The organism is Bradyrhizobium sp. 159 (assembly GCF_023073795.1).
GTDB lineage: Bacteria > Pseudomonadota > Alphaproteobacteria > Rhizobiales > Xanthobacteraceae > Bradyrhizobium.
The window spans coordinates 1-16,113 of sequence record NZ_JADPKE010000061.1; the positions used below are offsets into that span (position 1 = coordinate 1).

At 63.9% G+C, this 16,113-nt stretch carries 17 protein-coding genes and 1 pseudogene; 9 read left to right on the forward strand and 9 right to left on the reverse strand.

The genetic code is table 11. The annotated features are described in order from the left end of the window. The 5 genes and pseudogenes from IVA96_RS16835 to IVA96_RS16855 all read right to left on the reverse strand — a co-directional run. Window positions 1-326: transposase (locus IVA96_RS16835; RefSeq protein WP_247418320.1), on the reverse strand; the 326-nt coding region annotated here is incomplete at its 3' end. Between the two features lie 563 nt (window positions 327-889). Next, a pseudogene (locus tag IVA96_RS16840) lies at window positions 890-1,687 on the reverse strand (AAA family ATPase). 102 nt (window positions 1,688-1,789) lie between these two features. Next, window positions 1,790-2,650, reverse strand: a complete 861-nt coding sequence (locus tag IVA96_RS16845) for a DUF296 domain-containing protein (protein ID WP_247418322.1) — start codon at window positions 2,648-2,650, stop codon at window positions 1,790-1,792. 9 nt (window positions 2,651-2,659) lie between these two features. Next, on the reverse strand, window positions 2,660-4,267 hold the full coding sequence (locus tag IVA96_RS16850) for an acyl-CoA synthetase (RefSeq protein ID WP_247418324.1): 1,608 nt from the start codon (window positions 4,265-4,267) through the stop codon (window positions 2,660-2,662). Between the two features lie 105 nt (window positions 4,268-4,372). Further along, a complete protein-coding gene (locus IVA96_RS16855; protein WP_247418325.1) occupies window positions 4,373-4,777 on the reverse strand; it encodes a hypothetical protein in 405 nt (134 codons plus the stop codon). 187 nt (window positions 4,778-4,964) lie between these two features. Here IVA96_RS16855 and IVA96_RS16860 point away from each other — a divergent pair, with 187 nt between their 5' ends. Then, a complete protein-coding gene (locus IVA96_RS16860) occupies window positions 4,965-5,324 on the forward strand; it encodes a hypothetical protein (protein ID WP_247418327.1) in 360 nt (119 codons plus the stop codon). Between the two features lie 110 nt (window positions 5,325-5,434). Here the strand turns inward: IVA96_RS16860 and IVA96_RS16865 are convergent, their stop codons facing one another. Beyond that, window positions 5,435-5,830, reverse strand: coding sequence for an SPW repeat protein (locus IVA96_RS16865; RefSeq protein ID WP_247276036.1), 396 nt, complete (start codon window positions 5,828-5,830; stop codon window positions 5,435-5,437). A gap of 319 nt (window positions 5,831-6,149) precedes the next feature. Between IVA96_RS16865 and IVA96_RS16870 the strand changes: the two genes are divergently transcribed. Beyond that, on the forward strand, window positions 6,150-6,425 hold the full coding sequence (locus IVA96_RS16870) for a GNAT family N-acetyltransferase (protein ID WP_247276035.1): 276 nt from the start codon (window positions 6,150-6,152) through the stop codon (window positions 6,423-6,425). Window positions 6,426-6,479: 54 nt separating this feature from the next. Here IVA96_RS16870 and IVA96_RS16875 read toward each other — a convergent pair whose 3' ends face one another. Next, window positions 6,480-6,866, reverse strand: a complete 387-nt coding sequence (locus IVA96_RS16875; RefSeq protein WP_247276034.1) for a DUF3597 domain-containing protein — start codon at window positions 6,864-6,866, stop codon at window positions 6,480-6,482. Window positions 6,867-7,198: 332 nt separating this feature from the next. Here IVA96_RS16875 and IVA96_RS16880 point away from each other — a divergent pair, with 332 nt between their 5' ends. The 6 genes from IVA96_RS16880 (at window position 7,199) to IVA96_RS16905 (ending at window position 13,019) form a co-directional block, all read left to right on the forward strand. Further along, complete coding sequence (locus tag IVA96_RS16880) at window positions 7,199-8,107, forward strand: DUF2189 domain-containing protein (RefSeq protein ID WP_247418329.1); 909 nt, start codon at window positions 7,199-7,201, stop codon at window positions 8,105-8,107. Between the two features lie 129 nt (window positions 8,108-8,236). Continuing rightward, window positions 8,237-9,061 (forward strand): lytic murein transglycosylase, encoded by an 825-nt coding sequence (locus IVA96_RS16885; protein WP_247418331.1) that lies wholly within the window; start codon window positions 8,237-8,239, stop codon window positions 9,059-9,061. 504 nt (window positions 9,062-9,565) lie between these two features. Further along, complete coding sequence (locus IVA96_RS16890) at window positions 9,566-9,718, forward strand: DUF1127 domain-containing protein (protein ID WP_007590701.1); 153 nt, start codon at window positions 9,566-9,568, stop codon at window positions 9,716-9,718. A gap of 126 nt (window positions 9,719-9,844) precedes the next feature. Next, window positions 9,845-11,272, forward strand: a complete 1,428-nt coding sequence (trmFO, locus tag IVA96_RS16895) for a methylenetetrahydrofolate--tRNA-(uracil(54)-C(5))-methyltransferase (FADH(2)-oxidizing) TrmFO (protein WP_247418333.1) — start codon at window positions 9,845-9,847, stop codon at window positions 11,270-11,272. 7 nt (window positions 11,273-11,279) lie between these two features. After that, window positions 11,280-12,374: a serine/threonine protein kinase gene (locus IVA96_RS16900; protein WP_247418335.1), complete on the forward strand. Its 1,095-nt coding sequence runs from the start codon at window positions 11,280-11,282 to the stop codon at window positions 12,372-12,374. 93 nt (window positions 12,375-12,467) lie between these two features. Continuing rightward, entirely contained in the window at window positions 12,468-13,019 is a 552-nt protein-coding gene (locus tag IVA96_RS16905) for a CAP domain-containing protein (protein ID WP_247418337.1), read from the forward strand. A gap of 13 nt (window positions 13,020-13,032) precedes the next feature. On the opposite strand, the gene IVA96_RS16910 is transcribed toward IVA96_RS16905, so the two are convergent. Beyond that, entirely contained in the window at window positions 13,033-13,506 is a 474-nt protein-coding gene (locus IVA96_RS16910) for a VOC family protein (RefSeq protein WP_247418339.1), read from the reverse strand. A 156-nt stretch (window positions 13,507-13,662) separates the two neighbouring features. Here IVA96_RS16910 and IVA96_RS16915 point away from each other — a divergent pair, with 156 nt between their 5' ends. Further along, window positions 13,663-14,841, forward strand: a complete 1,179-nt coding sequence (locus IVA96_RS16915) for an aminotransferase class V-fold PLP-dependent enzyme (RefSeq protein WP_247276028.1) — start codon at window positions 13,663-13,665, stop codon at window positions 14,839-14,841. Between the two features lie 13 nt (window positions 14,842-14,854). Here IVA96_RS16915 and IVA96_RS16920 read toward each other — a convergent pair whose 3' ends face one another. Continuing rightward, a complete protein-coding gene (locus IVA96_RS16920; RefSeq protein WP_247418344.1) occupies window positions 14,855-16,099 on the reverse strand; it encodes a threonine ammonia-lyase in 1,245 nt (414 codons plus the stop codon). Between the last annotated feature and the right edge of the window lie 14 nt (window positions 16,100-16,113).

Genomic DNA, 16,113 nt, shown 5'->3' on the forward strand with positions numbered 1-16,113 from the left:
AACCAGGCAATCATCTCCGCATCGATCGGATCGTTCTTGGCAAGTTGCCCGGCCGATCTTGCGAAGTTGCGCACCCGCTTCGGATCGACAATCAGGGTTCCGATATCGGCCTCGCGCAGCGCCTTGACCCACTCTCGCTCATAGCCGCCGGACGCTTCCATCGCTGCTTTAGTGACCTTGTACTTGCGAAGCCAACGGATCAGCATTCGCCGTCCCTCTGCCGTGCTCGCGAACGTCCGCCGTTGCGACAATGATCGAATACACACATCCACCTTGTCCTTGGCCACGTCGATACCGGCGACAACAAGATCGTTTTGTGCCATCATCCAATCCCTTCCTTGCTCGGTCCGGGCTCGAAGCCCATGCAACTGTTCGGGTTGAGGAAGACCACCGGATCTGTCCCTCGCTCCCCGACAGGCTCACGGCCTTTGAGCGCGACCGGGCTCAGATCCAGCAACGGGCGGTTTTGCGAGAACCGCCCGTTTGCACATTCTGGCAGATTTCCCAGACACAAGAGCACGACATAAGCCGTCAAACCACTGCGCAGGGAAGGCCGGGATGTCCAGGCTGCCCTGTATGCCGCTGTGCATCTGTTTCCAGCGCATTTGCGCACAGCGAACCGCGGGCGCCAGCCGGCGCCCGGTCTTCCCTGCGCCCTCGGCCGTTTTGAGGGTGATGATCCAAACAGGGCTCGGGCAGATGTGCCGCGAGAAGGTGAACCTGTGCTTGCAACCAGAAGGCCAATGTGGATGCAGGCTGCTCCCATACCGCGCACTGGGTCATTGCGAGCGAAGCGAAGCAATCCAAACTGTCACCCTGGAAAGACTCTGGATTGCTTCGCTTCGCTCGCAATGACGACCGGGAGAGTGGGTGTGACGATTGCCCTCAATCATTCCGCCAGCGTGGCCTCCACGAAGCCGCGCGGGTCGGCGCAAAACTCCCGCATCACCCGATAATGATCGGTCTGCTCCACCGTAACCGGCTCCAGGCCGTATTTACCCAGCCGCAGCAGCTGCGCATTCGGATAGGCCATCAGCAAGGGTGCGTGGGTCGCCATGATCACCTGACAATTGCCGGAGAGGTCCATGCGATGCAGGAGCTTAAGGAAGTCCATCTACCGCGCCGGCGAGAGCGCCGATTCCGGCTCGTCGAAGATGTAGATGCCCTGCTTCTGGCAACGCTCCTCGAAGAAGACCAAAAAGCCCTCGCCATGGGAAAAGGAGAGATAGTCCGGCGCCTCCTGAACGCTTGCACCAAACACGCCCTCCATGGCTTGCGCGGCGCTCACGGCCGAGCGGTCCATGTAGCGTGCGATCGAAAAGAACGTCTCGGCACGGAAGAACCAGCCGTCGGTCACCTTCGGGACCCACGCGGCCCGCAAAGCAGACGACAGCACTTCGCCAGTGATTTCGATGCCGCCGCCGTCTATCTCCTGAAAACCCTTGCGGCCGCCAGTGCTGGCAAAGCCGGCCAACCCCGCGATGCCCTCAAGAACGGTCGATTTTCCGGCGCCGTTCTCGCCGACGATGATCGTGACCGCGGACTCGAAGCTGTGATCGAACTCATCCCTGAAGGCGGGAAGGCAGAACGGATAAACCTCCCAGTCCTCGACCCGCGAGCGATCGAGCCAGACACGCCTGAGATAGGGCGCACGCAGTGTGGTCTGTCGACGTCGTGTCCGGCTCATGCTCCCGCTCCCGTCCCCGCCGAAATCTTCAAGGAACATATCAGGAACACAAACCGCATGGAAGTGGCATCTGCGGAAAGTCACAAGCTACGGTCGTGCCTTTTAGCCCATGGGCTCCAGCACCAGCTCCATGGTCATCAGCACGGGATTGTCGCCGCGGACCAAGCGGCCCTCGGCGAGGTCGCCCGTGTAATCGATCAGGGCGACATCGAGGGCGGCTTCGAGCGCGCCGGACGAACCGGCCTCGATCGCGCCGCACGTTACCGCCAGCTCAGTGGCAAACGGCTCGGTAACGCCGCCATGGGTGAAGCGCGCGCCGATGGTCGAGCCGACGCCACCGTGAATTTTCGCACGCACAATGCCGTGCGCGCGACAGAATGCTTCGAGGCAGCCGGCAAAATCCTGGTTAGGCCGCAGCCGCAGGGCGAAGGCGCGGCTCTTGGCCTGCGCACCGGTGCTCTCAGCCGCAACCGGCCCGAACAGCTTGAAATTCGTTTCTGGATCGGACTCGGCCGTGAACATCGCACCATCGAGACCGAAGGCTTCGACGGCGAACGGTTCGGCGACAACAGTCTCGTCGGGCAACATGTGGCCGCCGCTGGCGCGGCCATTGGCCTCCGTCCACAGCCCGTGGCAATGAAAGAACGGCGCACCCTCCCGCACACCCAGGGTCATGCTGCCGAGCTTCGTGCGCGTCACGCCCTTGGGCCGAAACGCATCGCTGTAGAACGCTGCATTGTCGCCAGTCTTCGACAGTGCCGGCATCACATAGCCGAACGGTCCAAGCGCGCCAGCACCAAAATTGAGCACGCCGCCGGCAAAACCCTCCGCGGCAAAACCGCGGCGCGCGGCTTCCAGCAGCGGCAGACCGGCTTGAAGCGTAAAGGCGAAGGCGCGTCCCCTCGCCTCCACCCATTGGATGCGTTCTGCGTGAGGTGCGCCCGGCTGCTTGATGCTGCGCATGACGCCCGCTCAGCTGGCCTTCGTCTTGTCGAGATCGAGCAGGCCTCGCGCCTCGAGCTCGTCGCGTACCATGCGTTTTGGAATCTTGCCGTAGCCGGATTTCGGCAGCGCCTCCCAGAAGAAGAACCGCTTCGGCATCTTGTAGCGCGGCACCATCGGCGAGAGAAATGCCGCCATCTCCGCTTCGCTCACCGGCTTCTCGCCTTCGCGCGCGACGCAGACGGCAACGCCGACCTCTCCCCAGGTCGGATCGGGCACGCCGAGCACGGCGACCTCGCCGACGGCCGGATGCGTCAAAATCTTCTCCTCGATCTCGCGTGGATAGATGTTGGAGCCGCCGGAGATGTACATGTCGGAGGCCCGTCCCGTGATGTAGACAAAACCCTCCTCGTCCATGTGACCGAGATCGCCGGTGCGGAACCAGCCGTTGCGGAACGCTTTCGCATTGGCTTCGGGGTTGTCGTAGTAGCCAGCGAACACCGCGGGGCCGATCACACAGATCTCGCCGCTCTGGTTGGCTCCCAGCTCGCGGCCCTCATCGTCCTGGATCGAGACCTGCATGCCGGTGCGCTCGAAGCCACAGGTACCGATCTTCGCATGCGGGCCGTCCTCGGAATCGTGCAACGCGGCCGGCAGCACGGTAATGTTGCCGGTGACCTCGCCAAGGCCAAAATACTGCACGATCACCTTGCCGAGCTTCTTCAGCGCCGCTTTCTGGTCCTCGCGATACATCGGCGCGCCGGCATAGATCACGTGGCGAAGCGAGGAATGGTCGTATTTGTCGGCCGCGGGGTGCTCGACCATCATCTTCAAGATGGTCGGCACCGTGAACAGATTGCTGACGCGCTGCGCCTCGATGAGGCGAAACGCCTCGTTGATGTCGAATTTCTCAGTCGGCAGCAGCACGGTACGCGCGCCGCGTGCGGTCTGCATCAACTGATGCACGCCGGCGCCGTGCGACAATGGCGCCACCACCAGCGAGGCATCCTCCTCCGTCACACCGGGTGTCAGATCGGCCAGATGGTTGGTGACGACAAAGCCCATCTGGCCGTGGGTCAGCACCGCCGCCTTGGAGCGCCCGGTGGTGCCGGAGGTGAAGAAGAACCAGCAGGGATCGTCATGCTCGACTGCGACATTGTCCACGGCAGCGCCCGTATGCGAGGCGATGGCGTCCGCCACCGAGCGCTCGCCCAATGCGGCCTTGCCGTCGATGCTCCAGGTGAATTCCAGTGCGCCGCCCTTCACCGCCGCCGCGTGCTCGGGAAAATCGGCATGGCACAAGAACGCCTTCGCCCCGGAGGCCTGGGCGAGATAGCTGACCTCATCCGGCATCAGGCGAAAATTGGTGGGGACCCAGACTGCACCGAGCCGGAACGCGGCGAACATCGAAAAGAACATCTCGTCGCCATTCTTGGAATGGACAAGGATGCGGTCGCCCTTCGTAATACCGCGCGCGGCGAGCGCCACCGCCAGCGCCGAGACCTGCGCATCGATCTCGCGCCAGGTCCAGCACTTGTCACCCCAGACAAAGCCAGGTCGCGATCCATGCCGCCGCGCATTCTGGGTCAGCATGTAAGCGAGATTCATGACGCGGCGGGACATGCGCAGGAGCTGCATCGGGCTTCCTCTTCGAGTGCGGACAGCACTTTATCTGCCCGCTCATTGCAGCCCATTTATCGCGATCGAACGCGTCCCCGCAAGGCCGCCTGCCGCGCGCCTGCCCTACGGCTCCCTTAACGCAAACGGCCTTGTCGTGATGGATCTCTCCTTGGCGCAGGTCTGCGCACCAAAGCCGCCGCAATAGCCGCCATGCAGATCGAAACGGATGACATGCGAAGCGCCGGGCTTGATCGATTTCGGCTTGATCGCGTAGCTGTGGGCGCGGCCGTCGAAGACGAGACGCACGTCCCCACCCGGCAACGCCACCAGGATGTTCATCGTGCAGCCGCCAGTTCCGCAATAGATGGTCTCGCGCCCACCGCATTTGGCGCCGCTGAAATCGACGATGTAGTGGTCTCGCCCGTCACCGGTCAGGTCGATTCTGCGTACCGTATCAGGCGCGAAGGTCACGGCGCCGCCGCCCTGGCTGTCGCAGTCCTCATTGGCATAGCGCAGCGCCTTCTGCACGCCCGGCGGATAATCGGACGGATTGAACGGCTTTGCATCGTCGGCGCGCGCGGCGGCGGCGAACTCAGCAAGCAGGAGGAGTCAGATAACGCATGCGCGTTGTCGCCGGCGCAGCCGCAGCCGTTCAGGGAATTTTAAACATGATCAGCGCAACCTCGCTCAGGTCTCGCGTAAAGAGTATCGCATTATGGTCAAAGCGCCCGCCTTCCTCCTGCTCACGCTGGCGCTTGCCGGATGTGCCGCGGCCCCGCAAGCGCATCTGGCCTCAGATCCCGCCTTCAAGCCCGCGCGCTATGCCTGGGATGGCGCCGGCGAGGATCCCAACCGGCCGCACGCAGCGTCCGGACCGACGCGCACCGCAGTCCGATCCCAGCACGAGCGATCGCACGCCGGACTTCAGCCCTATTCGAAGGAATGGTGGCAGGCGCAGGAGGGCAGCGACGCCGAGCAGGACGCCAGGGTCAACCGCTCCCTGGTCATCTGCCGAGGTTGCCTCCGCTCGCAGCCGCAGCCCGAAGAGTCCAGGCTCGCCAAAGCCACGGATTGAACCGAACCGCCCTCATTGGGTCGAGAGGCGCTCGGATTAGTCAGATATCGTCACGAACTGAGGGCAGAGGCCCGCCGTCCGTAACCGGCGGGCCTGACGATATCTACGGGCTATTGTCCGTGCTTGAGCATGTCCTGGTCATTCAGATCCCAGTCCTGCCACAGCTGGAGTATGCCGAGCAGCACCACCACCGCACCCAGGCTCGTGTGATAGATGCGGAGAAAGCCTTCACCGGAATAGCCGATGACGTAAGGCGAAGCGATGAGCCACAGCCCGACCAGGATCGTCATCACCTCTTGCCAGCGTTGCAAGGCGACATATTCGAGCTGGCTGAGGCCAAACACGACCAGACCGATTGCGACCGTATTCAGGATCATCGTCTGGTGTCCGGCGATCGCTTGATCCTGGATGGGAAACCACGGCGAAGCCACGATCACCGCGCCGAGCAGCATCCCGCACCAGTCTTCCCATGTTCGATGAGTATTGAAGAAACCAAAGTCCGACATCGTACCCTCCTACAACGAGGCATACGTCTGCGGCTGGCAATCACGACACTCCGAATGTCTGGCGACCCTGCCGGCCGCATTCGGGCGTATGTCCTCCAAAGGACGTGGGAACCGCCGCGGACCTTGCAAGAGCAATATCGAGGATTATTTGCGGCCGCTGTATCATGCTCGCAGAGCGAGACGTCGATGCTGCAATGCGGCCGCAGGGACGCGCGTTTGCAGATATCTCCCCTGCCGCAATCTCCCTTGGTCTCACCTTGGCAAGGGCGGGGTCAGCCTCCTAAATCGGGACGCAATCTGCACTATGGAAAGGTCCCACATGGCGGCTTCGGTACGCGACAACAAGGACAAGAACCGCTTCGAGCTCGATGTCGGCGGCGACATCGCCTTCGCCAATTACCGGCTGACGCCGTCGGCCGTGATCATCACCCATACCGAAACGCCGCGCGCCCTCCGTGGCCGCGGTATTGGGTCCGAGCTGGTCAAGGGCGCGCTTGACTTGATCCGCCGCGACGGCAGGAAGGTGATCGCCGGCTGCGGCTTCGTGGTCGACTATCTCGACAGGCACCCGGAAGATGCGGATCTCCTCGCCTGAACCTAAAAGGGCCCGCGATATCGCGAGCCCCGTGCGGTACGACCGAGCGATCGGTCAGTGCTTGATCTCCGGCGGCAGCTTGCCGCCATTGGCGGCGAGCTTGGACATCACCTGCTTGTGCAGCCAGACGTTCATGCTCGCGGAGTCGTTCATGTCGCCGGTGTAGCCCAGCTCCTTGGCGAGATCCTTGCGCGCAGCGAGGCTGGAATCGATGTCGAGCGCCTTCATGAGGTCGACGATGGAGGTGCGCCATTCCAGCTTCTCGCCCTTGTGCGCAGCCACCGCCTTGTCGACGATCGCGGCGACGTCGACGGCCGCCATGGGCGTGGCAGCCGGCGCCGATGTACCCGGCGCGGCCCCAGCGGGCGCGCTGCCGGCGGGCGCGGCAGCAGCCGGATGGCTGCCGAAGATCGCGCTCATGATTTTCCCGAAAATGCTCATGTCTTCTCCCCGTAAAGGATCCGTTGGACGGCCTTGAGTGGCACTTATAAACGATGTTCCTGCGTTGCGCCCGCGAAGTTGTGCGAACCAGCACGCAGCATCAGCTTATCTGCGGCGAAATGACGGCCGAATGACATCGGCGAGGTTTGCACTGCGTCATCGAATTTCACCCACGCGTGGGGGACAGGACTCGCAATTGGGAGTACGCTTACCGTTCAGCTCGCGATGCCATCCGGAATTCGCGTCTGGTCGGAATCGCGATCGTTCAAGCAAGCGGCCGCGCGCGCCGTTGCCGGCGCGAGATCGGCCGTATGGCAAGGGAGCTAGCGACCATGGCCACACTCTACCAGGGCAATGTCCCCGGCACGGCCCGGACCGCGGAAGCGGCTGGACCGATGATCCGAACCATCCAATTGTCCGACCTGCACGACGCGCTGAAGCGCGGCTGGGAGGATTTCAAGGCCATTCCGAGCCACGCCATCATCCTCTGCGTGATCTATCCGGTGCTCGGCCTCGTGCTCGCCCGTGTGGTGATGGGCTACTCGGTGCTGCCGCTGCTGTTTCCCCTGGCCGCGGGTTTCGCATTGATCGGCCCCTTCGCGGCGCTCGGTCTCTACGAGCTCTCCAGCCGGCGCGAACGCCATGAGGAGGCCACCGCCTGGGATGCCATGGAGGTGCTGCGCTCGCCGTCGTTCGGTGCGATGCTCGGCCTCGGCACGTTGCTGCTCGCTCTGTTCGTGACCTGGGTCGCGACCGCGCAGGCGATCTACGTTGCGGCATTCGGCTATGAGGGCGTGACCGGTATCTCGGATTTCCTGACGCGCGTTCTGACGACGCGGCAGGGCTGGTGGCTGATCGTGGTCGGCTGCGGCACGGGCTTCCTGTTCGCGCTCGCCGCGCTCTGCATCAGTGCCGTGTCGTTCCCCTTGATGCTCGACCGCCATGCCGGAGCATTCGAGGCAATGAGCACCTCGCTGCGCCTCGTTGCGAAGAACCCGGTGCCGATGGTAGCCTGGGGTTTAATCGTAGCGGTGTTGCTGGCGCTCGGAACGATCCCGGCGTTCCTCGGCCTCGCCGTGGTGATCCCGGTGCTCGGCCATGCCACCTGGCACCTCTATCGCAAGGTGATCGTGTCCGATCCAGGCGCTCGTCCCGTGCCGCCTCCGCCGCATCGTCCGCGCAAGCCCGCCGCCGATTTCCCCGCCAATCTCTTCCCCTGGCGGAATAGGACGGACGCCTGACGATATCGTGACGTGCGATCCTGCCCGGCTCGGGCAGGATTGCGCGCCGTCAAACGCCTTGCTTTGGCCGCGGTTGCAACCGAGATTATGCGCGCCGGTCGGATCACTTCACGGAATCCATTTCATCTGATGACCACGACGATTTCTCGTCTCGCTCTCGCAGCCCTCGCCCTCTCCGCGTCTATCCTGTCAGCCCAGCCAGTGCTCGCCGCTGTTGCCTGCGGCTCCGGCAATTTCGACGCCTGGCTTGCGGACTTCAAAACCGATGCTGCGGCGAAGGGCATCTCGCAACAGGCCATTGCATCGGGACTCGCGGGCGTGACGCTCGATCAGGGCGTCCTCAATCGCGACCGTTCGCAAAAAGTCTTCAGCCAGACCTTTGAGGAGTTTTCAGGCCGCATGGTGCCGCCCCGCATGCAGCGCGGCTCCAATATGATGAAGCAATACGGCTCGGTGCTGTCGCGCATCGAGCAGGCCTACGGCGTCCCAGGCGAGGTGCTGGTCGCGATCTGGGGCCTCGAGACCGATTTCGGCGTCAACACCGGCAAGTTCGCCACCATCCGCTCGCTGGCGACGCTGGCCTATGATTGCCGGCGCTCCGAGCAGTTTCGCGCCGAGCTGATGGATGCTCTGCGCATCGTCGAGCGCGGCGACCTCCCTCCCGCCGACATGAAGGGCGCCTGGGCCGGTGAGCTCGGCCAGACCCAGTTCATGCCGTCGTCCTGGATGAAGTACGCCGTTGATTTCGACGGGAACGGCAAGCGCGACCTCTTGCACAACGTGCCTGACGTGCTCGCCTCCACCGCCAATTATCTCGCCGGCTACGGCTGGCAGCGCGGCAAGGATTGGCAGCCGGGCAGTCCGAACTTCGCGGTGCTCCAGCAGTGGAACAAGAGCGAGGTCTATTCCAAGACCGTGGCTTATTTCGCCACCCAGCTCGCGCGCGCTCCGTAAGCCCCGCGATGGAGCGCGGAGGGCCAATCGCTCGGCGACCGGCCTTCTCTGGGATGCGCCCCTGGCGGCGTGCATCACCTTTTTCGGATGCACCCCAGCCGGTCCAGTCCTCTCCGCACGCGACGAATCGGAGCGCAACTGGCTAATGTGAATATTTATTCATTCTTATATCCCCCAAAAGCATGCGAATAGCGCATACTGAACTTGGGTGTAGACGCTGGAAACCTCCTAACGGATCCCTGGGTGAAACATATTTCCGGAATGCATTAAACTGCGCATTTCACACTAACCCCTGCGATGACGGGACATTACCGGACCGGAATCCGCCTCATGATCATGATTTGAGCGGGAGCGCCCTCAGGTTAATCGTCGGTTACCATTGCTATGCATTCATCGCTTAGCTGCATCGCAACATAGGAACTTTCGCACTGCACTACTCTCACCTATATTCATTTCAACGACGAGGCCCGGGCAAGGGCTGAATCGAACTACAGGAGACTACCAATGCTGCTCTCGCTCATCCGCATGATCCAGGCATTCCGGGACTATCAGCGCAATGTTGCCGAGCTGTCCCAGCTCAGCGATCGCGAACTGGCCGACATCGGCCTCGACCGCTCGGACATCCCGCGCGTTGCCGCCGGCCAGTATCAGGGCTGATATCGTTCAGCCGTTCGCCGGACGAACCGATAGCGCCCGCTTCGTGCGGGCGTTATCGTTTCTGATGGCAGAAAACTCGATCTCGGCGATTCCACTGGCCGCCGAAAAGCGCTACCTGTCCGCCCCATGACAGGATCCCGATCGAACATCGTGCACGTGATCGGCGCCGGCCTTGCCGGTTCCGAAGCCGCCTGGCAAGTGGCCAAATCCGGCGTGCCCGTGGTGCTGCACGAAATGCGGCCGACCCGCATGACCGAGGCGCACCGCACCGACGGGCTCGCTGAGCTTGTCTGCTCCAATTCGTTCCGCTCGGACGATGCGGCCAATAACGCAGTTGGCCTGCTGCATGCGGAGATGCGCCGGCTCGACTCGCTGATCATGCGCGCGGCCGATGCCAACCAGGTGCCCGCGGGCGGCGCCTTGGCCGTGGACCGCGACGGCTTCTCGGCGGCGGTCACGGCGGCGCTGAACGACCATCCCCTCATTGAGATCGCCCGCGGCGAGGTCGCAGGCCTGCCGCCAGCCGACTGGAGCAACGTCATCGTTGCGACCGGTCCCCTCACCTCCGCGCCGCTGGCCGATGCCATCCGCGAGCTGACCGACGAGAATGCGCTCGCCTTCTTCGACGCTATCGCGCCGATCGTGCACCGCGAATCCATCGACATGTCAGTGGCCTGGTTCCAGTCGCGCTACGACAAGGTCGGTCCTGGCGGCAACGGCGCCGATTACATCAACTGCCCGATGACCAAAGAGCAGTATGACGGCTTCGTCGCGGCGCTGATCGCCGGCGAGAAGACCGAGTTCAAGGAGTGGGAGACCAACACGCCCTATTTCGACGGCTGCCTGCCGATCGAAGTCATGGCGGAGCGCGGTCCCGAGACGCTGCGCCACGGCCCGATGAAGCCGGTCGGCCTTACCAATCCGAACGAGCCGACCACGAAGCCTTACGCGATCGTGCAGCTGCGCCAGGACAACAAGCTCGGCACGCTCTACAACATCGTCGGCTTCCAGACGAAGCTGAAATATGGCGAGCAGCAGCGCATCTTCCGCACCATACCGGGACTGGAGAAGGCTGAATTCGCCCGCCTCGGCGGCCTGCATCGCAACACCTTCCTCAATTCGCCAAAGCTGCTCGACGGCCAGTTGCGCCTGCGCGCGCAGCCGCGGCTGCGCTTTGCCGGTCAGATGACGGGCTGCGAGGGCTATGTGGAATCCGCCAGCGTCGGCCTGATCGCCGGCCTCTATGCGGCCGCCGACGCGCGCGGCGAGACGCTGGCGAGCCCGCCCAGCACGACGGCGCTGGGATCACTGCTTGGCCACATCACCGGCGGCCATATCGAAACCATCGAGCCCGGCACGCGCTCGTTCCAGCCGATGAACATCAACTTCGGCTTGTTCCCGCCGCTCGCGACCGTGCCGACCAAAAAGCCAGACGGCACGCGGCTGCGCGGCAACGAGAAGACGGTGGCCAAGAAGCAGGCGCTGAGCGCACGCGCGCTCGCCGATCTCGATCGCTGGATCACCGATCACCTGCGCATTGCCGCCGCCGCGTGAGTTTTCGATGAGCCTCCCCCAAGACGACGCCGCGGAGCTGTCGGCTCGCTGGACCGAGGGCGTGCTGCTCAAGCGCGACGTGTTCTCGACCGTCGAGCGCGGCCGCTTCCGCAGCGAGAACGGCGATGTCGACGCGGTGCTGCGCCGTCTCGACGAGGTGCCGTGGTGGTCGTTCCTCTTGGCACGCCACCTGTTCGCGCGCGAGAAGCATGCGCTCGCGCTCGCCAAAGGTCTCAACGTCGGTCCGGAGCTGCTATGGGCCGGACGCCGCGCGCTGGTGCGCGGCTTCGTTGATGGCGTCGCGCTGCATCTGGCCAAGCCGCATGGCGACCTCGCCTATTTCCGCTCGGCCAAGGCCGCGCTGCGGCGGCTTCGCCGCGCCGGCATCTGCCACAACGATCTCGCCAAGGAGCAGAACTGGCTGGTCGGTCGCGACGGCCGCGCCTATGTCACCGACTTCCAGCTCGCCGCCTGCTTTGCGCGGCGCGGCCGGCTCTACCGCATTCTGGCCTATGAAGATCTCCGGCACCTGCTCAAACACAAGCGCTCCTACGCGCCCGAGGCGTTGACGCCGCGCGAGCGAAAGATCCTAGCGAAGAAGTCATTCGCCGCGAGCCTGTGGCTCGCCACCGGCAAGAAGGTCTATCGCGCCATCACACGCGGCCTATTCAACTTCACCGACCGCGAGGGTGGTGGCCGCCGCCTCGTCAACGACGCGCCGGTGCTGTCGGAGCTGATCCGCAAGAATCCGGCCGTGCGCGACACCGCTATCGTCGCCTTCGCCGACCGCCGCTCCGGCGTCGGGCTCTATGCCTTCGTCGAAGCCGACCAGGCCGCGCTCGAAGGCGAGCTCCGCAACGAGATTGCGGCCGCCAAGGGGCCCAAGCCGCCGGAACACATCCAGGTCGTACACGCCCTGCCCCGCGACAGCAGCGGCAGGCCGCGCACCGAGATCCTGCAACTGGTCGCCATGAACCAGCTCGACCTGATCGAGCCGATGATGAAGAACGACCAGGACCGGGCCTTCTTCAAGGACATCCTGGAGCAGCGTAAGAACCTGCGCGACCGCTTCAATTTCGAGGCGGACCTGCCAACGAGCTAAGGTCCCGCGCGCCTTGAAGCGTCCACATTGGCAAGAGAGAAGCGGTCGGGCAAAGGCAGACTTGGTGGGGTCATGGGTGCTTGGGGGACGAGGATGCATCGTGTGGTTGGCGGGGTGATCGCCGGCCTTCTGCTGCTCACAGGCGCGCCCGCAATGGCGGAATCCCCGGCCGAGCTGATCTCGAGCTTCCGCCTCAAGCATGGAGAGGTCCGCGTCGTGCGCGACGCCACGCTCGATCGTATCGCCATGGACCAGGCCCGCGCGATGGCGGCCAAGGACGACCTCAGCCATGACGCACTCGGCCCGTTCAACCGCCGCGTCGCTCCGGCCGGTGCGGGCCGCGCCGCCGAGAACATCGCCTACGGCTACGACAATTTCGAGAGCACCCTGGGACAGTGGATCGACTCCTCCGGGCACCGCAAGAACCTGCTGCTGCATAACGCCTCGCGCGTCGGCGTCGCGAGCGCCAAGAACGCCAGCGGCAAGCGCACCTATTGGGCGATGGTGATCGCCGGCGATTACGAGCCGAAGGGCAAAAGGAAGAAGGACAAGGAGCCGCTGGTTGCCGTGAAGCGCGAGGCCGCGCCCGCAGGCAAGCCCAAATCCAGCGGCTGCCACATCAAGCTGCTCAGCCTCTGTATCTGAGGCCAGGGCAATTTCAGCCGCGGCGCGCTGCCTCGATGGCCGCGACGTCGATCTTCGTCATCCCCATCATCGCGTCGAAGGTGCGCTTGGCCTCAGGGCCGCCGGCCGCCAGCGCTTCGATCAATACACGCGGCGTGATCTGCCAGGAAACGCCCCATCTGTCCTTGCACCAGCCACACGCACTCTCCTGCCCGCCATTGCCGACGATGGCGTTCCAGTAGCGATCTGTCTCCTCCTGATCGTCAGTGGCGATCTGGAACGAAAAGGCTTCGTTGTGCTTGAACACGGGACCGCCATTGAGGCCGAGACAAGCGACGCCAGCCACGGTGAATTCGACGGTCAAAACATCGCCCGCCTTGCCGGCTGGGTAATCGCTGGGCGCGCGGTGAACGGCACTCACGGCGCTGTCCGGAAAGGTCTTGGCATAAAAGCTTGCAGCAGCCTCGGCGTCCTTGTCGTACCAGAGGCAGATCGTGTTCTTCGCCATCGCGCTTCCTTTCAGTTTCCCCAACGCCATCACGCTCCGTCAGCATAGGCATCTGGATCGGCGTGCTCCAGCCGCACCTTCGCTTTGCCCGTCTTGCGCGCGTGCGTCATTGTGTCTTAGCTTCAGGACCCCAAATTAGCAGGCTCTCGCTCTCACTTGATCGATATCGACCAGATACGTTCCGACACGCCGGCCGCCTCCCGGCTCGCGTATCTCCACAACGCCGGCGCGGCACTTATGCCGGCGGCCGTCGTCGCGGCGATGAAGCAGCACATCGATCTGGAGAGCGATATCGGCGGCTATGCCGCCGCCGATCAGGAAGCGCGCCGCCTTGAAGCGGTCTACGGCTCGGCGGCGCGGCTGCTCAATGCCGCACCAGATGAGATCGCCCTCGTGGAGAACGCAACCGTTGCCTGGCAGATGGCGTTCTATGCTCTTCAGTTTCGCAAGGGCGATCGCATCCTGACCGCAGAGGCGGAATATGCCGCCAATTATGTTGCGTTCCTTCAAGTCGCCAAACGTACAGGCGCGGTCATCGAAGTCGTGCCAAGCGATGCCAGCGGCGAGCTTGATGTTCAGGCGCTCGAACGCATGCTCGACGAGCGCGTGAAGCTGATCGCCATCACCTGGGCTCCAACAAATGGCGGGCTGGTCAATCCTGCGGCGGCCGTCGGCAGGACCGCGCGGGCACACGGCATTCCCTATCTGCTCGACGCCTGCCAGGCGATCGGTCAGATGGAGGTCGATGTCGAAGCCATCGGCTGTGATATGCTGTCGGCCACGGGGCGCAAATTCCTGCGCGGCCCGCGCGGCACCGGCTTTCTCTATGTCCGCAGAGCGATGCTGCAAGGGCTCGAGCCGCCGATGATCGACCATTTCGCCGCGCCCTGGGTCTCGCGCGATGAATATCGACTCCGCGATGATGCGCGCCGTTTCGAAACCTGGGAAAACAACTACGCGGCCCGGCTCGGCCTGGGAGCTGCCGTCGATTATGCCCTCGCGATCGGCCTTGGTCCGATCGAACAGCGCTGCCGCCTGCTTGCAGACCGTCTTCGCAGCGGCCTCGCCTGCATTCGCGGCATCAAGATACGCGACCTCGGCCGCACGCCGGGCGCCATCGTCAGCTTCACGATGGATGGACATGAAGCGGATGCCATCGTCAGCAGCGCCGCTGCGGCCGGGATCACGATCGGCGCCTCGGATCCGTCGAGCACCCGCATCGACGCAGAAATCCGCGCGCTGCCGCCGGTCGTGCGCGCTTCTCCGCACTATTACAACACGGAAGCCGAGATCGACGGACTGATCGGGCACCTCGCGGGTTTAGCACCGCGATAGCCGGGCGCGCCGCTCAGGTGCAGCGCGCGCTCAACCCGGACGCGCTGAGCCTTGCCATCACCTCGTCGAGATGGGCGCTGTCGCGGGTCTCGATGACCAGTTGTAGCAGCGTCGCCTTGGCCGGCAGGTCTGAGAACGTCCGCTGATGCGAGACCTCGATGATGTTGGCACCGGCTTCAGCGAGTAGCGCGGCCACCGCGGCCAATTGCCCGGGCCGGTCAGGAATATCGAGTGAAAGCTGGGTCAGTCGCCCCTCGCGCGCCAGTTCACGGGTCAGGACCGAGGCGATCAGCCTCGTATCGATGTTGCCGCCGCTCAGCACCAGGCCCACTTTCTGGCCGGCGAAGCGGGATGGATCGGACATCAGCGCGGCAAGGCCGGCGGCACCGGCACCCTCGACCACCGTCTTCTCGATTGAGATCAGGGTCGCCACAGCGCGCTCGAGCTCCGCTTCGTTCACGAGGGCAATGTCGTCGACGAGGCGGCGGACGATCTCGGTGGTGATCTTGCCGGGCGATTTGACCGCGATGCCTTCGGCGAGCGTGTCGCCGCGCGCCGGCAGATTCCCATCATGGATGGCGTTGTACATCGAAGGATAGAGCCAGGCCTCGACGCCCAGGATTCGTAGCGACGGTTTGATGGACTTGGCGGCAATGGCGATGCCGCTGATCAGCCCGCCGCCGCCGATCGGGACGACCATCGTATCGAGTTCCGGCACTGCCTTCATCATCTCCAGCCCGACGGTGCCCTGCCCGGCGATCACCAGCGGATCGTCATAGGGATGGACGAAGATCATGCCGCGCGCCTCACCGTGGCTCCGCGCGAACGCGGCCGCCTCCTCCAGGGTCGCGCCGGTGACCACCACTTCAGCGCCGTGGTGCTTCGTGTTTTCGATCTTCACCATGGGCGTGCCGATCGGCATGACGATGGTGGCGGGAATGTTGAGCCTTCTCGCGTGATAGGCGACGCCCTGTGCGTGGTTACCCGCCGACATCGCGATGACGCCGCGCGCACGCTCCTCCGGCCTCAGCGCGGCCAGCCGGTTGAGGGCGCCGCGCTCCTTGAACGAGGAGGTGAATTGAAGGTTCTCGAATTTGAGCCAGATGTCGCAGCCGCAGATGTTGCTCAGCGTCCGGCTGTAGTTACAGGGCGTTTCGACGACGGCACCCCGGATGGTCTCGGCGGCCGCATGGATGTCGCTTGGTGCAACCGGAAAGTCGCCGAGATCGGACGTCAAGCTTTGGGACAAGTCAGCCATAGGACAGCATAGAG

Coding starts and splice junctions, on each gene's coding strand:
- IVA96_RS16845 (WP_247418322.1), bottom strand. CDS start 2,650: ATGCGCAGCATCAAGCAGCCGGGCGCACCTCACGCAGAACGCATCCAA.
- IVA96_RS16850 (WP_247418324.1), bottom strand. CDS start 4,267: ATGCAGCTCCTGCGCATGTCCCGCCGCGTCATGAATCTCGCTTACATG.
- IVA96_RS16860 (WP_247418327.1), top strand. CDS start 4,965: ATGGTCAAAGCGCCCGCCTTCCTCCTGCTCACGCTGGCGCTTGCCGGA.
- IVA96_RS16865 (WP_247276036.1), bottom strand. CDS start 5,830: ATGTCGGACTTTGGTTTCTTCAATACTCATCGAACATGGGAAGACTGG.
- IVA96_RS16870 (WP_247276035.1), top strand. CDS start 6,150: ATGGCGGCTTCGGTACGCGACAACAAGGACAAGAACCGCTTCGAGCTC.
- IVA96_RS16875 (WP_247276034.1), bottom strand. CDS start 6,866: ATGAGCATTTTCGGGAAAATCATGAGCGCGATCTTCGGCAGCCATCCG.
- IVA96_RS16880 (WP_247418329.1), top strand. CDS start 7,199: ATGGCCACACTCTACCAGGGCAATGTCCCCGGCACGGCCCGGACCGCG.
- IVA96_RS16885 (WP_247418331.1), top strand. CDS start 8,237: ATGACCACGACGATTTCTCGTCTCGCTCTCGCAGCCCTCGCCCTCTCC.
- IVA96_RS16890 (WP_007590701.1), top strand. CDS start 9,566: ATGCTGCTCTCGCTCATCCGCATGATCCAGGCATTCCGGGACTATCAG.
- trmFO (WP_247418333.1), top strand. CDS start 9,845: ATGACAGGATCCCGATCGAACATCGTGCACGTGATCGGCGCCGGCCTT.
- IVA96_RS16900 (WP_247418335.1), top strand. CDS start 11,280: ATGAGCCTCCCCCAAGACGACGCCGCGGAGCTGTCGGCTCGCTGGACC.
- IVA96_RS16905 (WP_247418337.1), top strand. CDS start 12,468: ATGCATCGTGTGGTTGGCGGGGTGATCGCCGGCCTTCTGCTGCTCACA.
- IVA96_RS16910 (WP_247418339.1), bottom strand. CDS start 13,506: ATGGCGAAGAACACGATCTGCCTCTGGTACGACAAGGACGCCGAGGCT.
- IVA96_RS16920 (WP_247418344.1), bottom strand. CDS start 16,099: ATGGCTGACTTGTCCCAAAGCTTGACGTCCGATCTCGGCGACTTTCCG.